3 protein-coding genes are annotated in these 5,427 nt (G+C 75.5%); 1 reads left to right on the forward strand and 2 read right to left on the reverse strand.

The features are described 5' to 3' along the window. Positions 1 to 161: 161 nt before the first annotated feature. Both disA and radA read right to left on the reverse strand, forming a co-directional pair. On the reverse strand, positions 162 to 1,220 hold the full coding sequence (gene disA / locus ACFVHV_RS43135) for a DNA integrity scanning diadenylate cyclase DisA (RefSeq protein ID WP_188306273.1): 1,059 nt from the start codon (positions 1,218 to 1,220) through the stop codon (positions 162 to 164). A 200-nt stretch (positions 1,221 to 1,420) separates the two neighbouring features. Then, positions 1,421 to 2,944, reverse strand: coding sequence for a DNA repair protein RadA (gene radA / locus ACFVHV_RS43140; RefSeq protein WP_359914589.1), 1,524 nt, complete (start codon positions 2,942 to 2,944; stop codon positions 1,421 to 1,423). A gap of 150 nt (positions 2,945 to 3,094) precedes the next feature. Between radA and ACFVHV_RS43145 the strand changes: the two genes are divergently transcribed. Continuing rightward, positions 3,095 to 5,125 (forward strand): sigma-70 family RNA polymerase sigma factor, encoded by a 2,031-nt coding sequence (locus tag ACFVHV_RS43145; protein WP_380359261.1) that lies wholly within the window; start codon positions 3,095 to 3,097, stop codon positions 5,123 to 5,125. The last annotated feature ends 302 nt before the right edge of the window (positions 5,126 to 5,427 follow it).

Consider the following 5,427-nt stretch of genomic DNA (forward strand, 5'->3'; position numbering starts at 1 on the left):
TGGGGTGGGGGGGGGGTGGGGGTGGGGTTCTCGGGGTTGGGGCGGGGCTCGGGCCGCTTGCGGTGCGGCGCGGTTTGGTCGGGCCGGGCGACGGCCCCGGGGGTCGTCGGCCCCCCGGGGGCCGTCGCCGAGTTCGGGCGTCCGTACGGCTGCGCGTCAGGTCAGACGTAGCGCTCCAGGATGGACGATTCGGCAAGGCGGGACAGGCCCTCGCGGACCGAGCGGGCGCGGGTCTCGCCGACGCCCTCGACGGTCTGCAGGTCGTCGATGCTCGCGGCGAGCAGCTTCTGGAGGCCGCCGAAGTGCTCGACCAGGCGCTCTATGACCGTGTTGGGCAGGCGCGGGATCTTCGCCAGCAGGCGGTAGCCGCGCGGCGAGACGGCGGAGTCCAGCGACTCCGGCGAACCCGAGTAGCCGAGCGCCTTGGCGACGGTCTGGAGGTCCAGCAGCTCGGCGTGGGTGAGCGCCTCCAGGTCGGCCAGCACCTCGGTGACCGTCCGGCCCTTCTTGGCGGCCCGCTCCGGGAAGTAGTCCCGGGCGACCAGCTCGCGCTCCGGCTCCACGCCGGCGATCAGCTCGTCAAGCTGGAGCGAGAGCAGCCGGCCGTCGATGCCGAGCTCCAGCACGTAGCCGGCGATCTCGGTGGCGATCAGCCGGACCATCTCCAGGCGCTGGGCCACGGCGGTGACGTCCCGGACCGTCACCAGGTCCTCGATCTCCAGCGCGGAGAGCGTGCCGGCCACCTCGTCCAGGCGCAGCTTGTAGCGCTCCAGGGTGGCCAGCGCCTGGTTGGCGCGGGACAGGACGGTGGTGGAGTCCTCCAGCACCCGGCGGGTGCCGTTGACGTACATCGCGATCAGCCGCATCGAGTGCGAGACCGCGACCACCGGGTAGCCGGTCTGCCGGTTGACCCGCTCGGCGGTGCGGTGGCGGGTGCCGGTCTCGTCGGTGGGGATGGTCGAGTCCGGCATCAGGTGCACGCCGGCCCGGACGATCTTGGTGATGTCCTTGTCGAGCACCACCGCGCCGTCGAGCTTGCACAGCTCGCGCAGCCGGGTGGCGCTGAACTCGACGTCCAGGACGAAGCCGCCGGTGCACAGGGACTCGACGGTCTTGTCGAAGCCCAGCACGATCAGACCGCCGGTATTGGCCCGCAGGACCCGCTCCAGGCCGTCACGAAGCGCGGTACCGGGCGCGATGGCGGTGAGGGAGGCCCGCAGCAGGGCCTCCTCGCGGGAGGCCTTGTCCGCCCCCCGGTCGCTGGCTGCCACGTGACTCCTCCGGTCGACCCGTGCCGCGCGCCTCACGCCGTGCGCCGGTCCGCGGTCTGTTGCTCTGTCGCTCAGTACCGCTCGGTACTGCCTTTTGGCCAATGAGACTGGGGAAAGTCTAACTGTGTGTGGCTTCGGCAGGGCTTGGGTCAGCGCAGTTCGTCGGAGTCCAGCGGCTCCCAGCCCTCCATCAGCTCCTCGGGGTACGCCGCGGGGCGGTCCGCGGCCCGGGCGGAACGCGGGGCCGGCGGCGCCGACGGTGCCTCACCGCGCGGCTCGGTGCGCGGCTTGGCGGCCGATCGGCGGCGGCCCGGGATGGCCCGCAGCGCCTCGCCGATGTCGGCCACCTCGACCACCTTCATGCCCGGCGGGACCTTGCCCGGGTCCGGCGGGACGAGGGCGTGGGTGAAGCCCAGCCGGTGCGCCTCGGCGAGCCTCCGCTGCACACCCGTCACCCGCCGCACCTCGCCCGCCAGGCCGACCTCGCCGATCGCCACCAGGTTGCTGGGCAGCGGGGTGTCGGTGGACGAGCTGGCCACCGCGAGCGCCACCGCGAGGTCCGCGGAGGGCTCGGTCAGCTTCACCCCGCCGACCGTCGCGGTGTAGATGTCCTGCTTGCCGAGCTTCACCCCGCCGTGCCGCTCGACCACGGCCAGGATCATCGCGATCCGGGGGGACTCCAGGCCCGAGGTGGTGCGCCGCGGCGAGGGGATCTGCGAATCCACCATCAGCGCCTGCACCTCGGCCACCAGCGGGCGCTTGCCCTCCAGGGTGACGGTGAGGCAGGTCCCGGGAACGGGCTTGTCACGCCTGGTCAGGAAGAGGCCGGACGGGTCGGCCAGGCCGACGATGCCCTCGTCGTGCAGCTCGAAGCAGCCCACCTCGTCGGTTGCGCCGTAGCGGTTCTTGACCCCGCGGATGAGCCGCAGCCGGGCGTGCCGGTCACCCTCGAAGCTCAGCACCACGTCCACCAGGTGCTCCAGCAGGCGCGGGCCGGCGATCTGGCCGTCCTTGGTGACGTGGCCGACCAGCAGGGTGGCCATGCCGCGCTCCTTGGACGCCCGGATCAGCGCGCCCGCCACCTCGCGGACCTGGGCCGGGCCGCCGGGGGCGCCGTCCAGCTCCGCGGAGGCGATGGTCTGCACCGAGTCCAGGATCAGCAGGCCGGGGTTGACCGCCTCGATGTGCCCGAGCACCGCACCGAGATCCTGCTCGGCGGCGAGGTAGAGGTGCTCGGAGAGGGCGTTGATCCGGTCCGCGCGCAGCCGGACCTGGCCGGCCGACTCCTCGCCGGTGACGTAGAGCGTGCGGTGCTGCGCGGTGGCCGCCTTGGCGGCGACGTCCAGCAGCAGGGTGGACTTGCCGACGCCGGGCTCGCCCGCCAGCAGCACCACCGCGCCGGGCACCAGGCCGCCGCCGAGCACCCGGTCCAGCTCCGGCACGCCCGTCGAACGGGCCGTCGCGACCTGGCCGTCCACCTGGGCGATCGGGCGGGCGGGCGCGCTGACCGGACCGGCCGCCGTCGTGCGGATCGGCACCGCGCCGTACTCCTCGACCGTGCCCCAGGCGTTGCACTCCGGGCAGCGGCCGACCCACTTGGGCAGCTGGTTGCCGCACTCGGTGCATCGGTACGCCGGGCGGGGCTTGGCGGTGGTCTTGGAACGCGGAGGCATGCGGCCCACCGTAGCGCCTGGGTGTGACAACGGCGGGCCGCCGGCGGGCCCGCCGCGCATCCAGACAGATGGACGATGTTGTTACCCGAAAGAAGTACATACGCGGCGAATGGTCGGAGTCAGCCGTCCGCGTTCTCTACCGTCGGACGGGTGACGACGAGAACTGTTGGGCCGACCGGGGCGGTCGGGCCGGGGTGGTCCGGCCGGCCGGGGAGGCCTCGGTGGCTGACCGGACCGGTCGGGCCCGCCGAGTCGGCCGGGGCCGCTGGCTCGGCCGATCCCGTCGAGCAGCGGACCGGCGCCGCGCTCGCGGCGTACGACCGGCAGGTGGACGGCCTGTTCACCTACTGCCTCTCGGTGCTCTGCGAGCACGACGCGGCCGCCGACGCCCTGCGCGAGGTCCGCGAACTCGCCCGGCGGCACGGCGCCCGGCTCACCGAGCCCGGGCTGCTGCGCGCGTGGCTGTTCTCGCTCGCCCGGTACTGCTGCCTGCGCCGGCTCGCGGACGGTGGCCCGGCCGTGGCGGGTGCCGGGACGGGGACGGGGACGGGGCGGGCGGCGGCGATCGGCGCCGCACCGGACGAGGCCGAGACGGACGAGACCGAGGCCGAGGCGGCCCGGCGGCGGCGCGAGCTGTCCTCACTCGCCTGGCCCGAGGCGGCCGGCACCGACCCGGAACAGCGCGAGGCACTGGAGCTGTCCGTCCGGCACCGGCTGACCCCGCTGGAGGTGGCGGCGGTATTGGGCCTGCCGTTCGAGCGGACCCGCGCGCTGCTGGCCGGAGCCGAGGCCGAGGTCGCCCGGACCAGGGCGGCGCTGCTGGTGCTCGGCGTGGGCAGCTGCCCGGAGCTGGACCGGCTCGGCGGCGCCGGGGCGGAGTCCTGGCGGGACTGGGTGCTCGGCCCGGCCCTGCGACGGGAACTGGTGCAGCACGTGCTGGACTGCCCGACCTGCCGGGGTACGGCGGAGCGGGTGGTCGCGCACGAGGCCGCCGAGGGTGCGGCCGGGCTGTCGGGGCTGGCGCTGCTGCGCGCTCCGGTGGACACCTCCGGGGCCGCCGCGGTCACCGGCCCGCTCACCGCTGCGGTCACCGGCGCGGCGACCGCCCGGGCGGCTGCCGTTCGGGCGGCGGATGCTCCGGCGACGGCGGCTCGGGTGGCGGCGGCTCGGGTGGCGTCGCCGGGGCTGCGGTTCGACCAGAGCGGCTTCCCCCGGCACCGGGCGCCGGACGCGGGGCGCGGGCTGGCGGTGCGCCGGCGGGTGGTGACCACCGGGGTGCTCGCGGCCGTCCTGGCGGCGCCGGTGATCGCGCTCTGGGCCGGGCACCGGGGCGGTGGCGGCTCGGGTTCCGCGGCCTCGGTGTCGGCCGTACGGGTGGACGGGGCCGGGCGGCCCGCCGGGCAGGAACCACGGCCCGCGGTGGACGGCCCGACGGGGTCGGGTGCGCCCGGCATGCCCGGGCTGGAGCTGGCGGGGGCCGGGGCTGGGGCCGGAATGGTCGCGGATGGTGCCGGTGCGGACGGTGCAGAAACGTTGCTTCCCGGGTTTCCGCGGCTCACCTTCCAGGGCTCGGTGATCCCGGTCCCGGCCCACGGCGCGACCCCGCTCGACAGCCCGGCCCTGGTCGCCGCACCGGCCCCATCCGTCGACCGGGCCTCCGCGACGGGCACCGGAGAACCCGCCCCGGCCGGGCTGCTCACCGTCGAGGCCGGCGAGTACGGCAGCCGGACCATCCTCACCCTCACCAACTCCGGTACCACCGAGATCCGTTGGCACGCGGTGACGGAGGCCGGCTGGCTCCGGCTCAGCCGCGACTCCGGCACCCTGGCGCCCGGCCAACGGATCACCGTGATCGTCACCGTGGACGAGGACCAGGCGCCGACCGCGCACTGGACCGCCCGGATCGCGCTGCCGCCCTCGCAGGCGGTGGTCACCCTGGAGGGCGGGCCGCACAACCGCGGCGGCTCCGCCTCCTCCCCGGCCGATCCGTCGCCGTCCTCGACACCGGCGCCGACGCCGACGCCGACCGGTTCCGCCGCCACCTCGCCCACGGCGGCCCCCACCACGTCGAGCCCGCCCACGTCGTCCCCCTCGCCGTCCGGCCCGCCGACCGGCTCCCCGTCCCCCTCGGGCACGGCCACCACCGCCCCCGGCCCGGACACCCCACCGCCACCTCGCTGACACCACAGCCCGCCGGGGCACCCGGGCGCCGTGAGAAGTCGGCCCGGTCGACTTCTCACGCACAGCAGCGGCGGGCACCAGCCGAGTACGGCGCCCCGGCCCTCCCACCCCTCGCGGAATCCGGCGAAGGGGCGCCGTGAGAAGTCGGCCCAGTCGACTTCTCACGCGCGGCGAGTCAGGCATCGGCGGGCATGAAGGCCGGCCTGCACGCCCCGGCCGCGAGCCCGGGCGGGAAGGGATGCGTGAGAAGTCGAGCGGGCCGACTTCCCACGCCCAACGCGTCGGGCATCGGCGCCCTAGCA

The organism is Kitasatospora sp. NPDC127116 (genome assembly GCF_042677365.1).
Taxonomy (GTDB): domain Bacteria; phylum Actinomycetota; class Actinomycetes; order Streptomycetales; family Streptomycetaceae; genus Kitasatospora; species Kitasatospora lactacystinica.

Bases quoted from the DNA above. Each gene is read 5' to 3' on its own strand.
- radA (WP_359914589.1), bottom strand. From the start codon at position 2,944: ATGCCTCCGCGTTCCAAGACCACCGCCAAGCCCCGCCCGGCGTACCGA.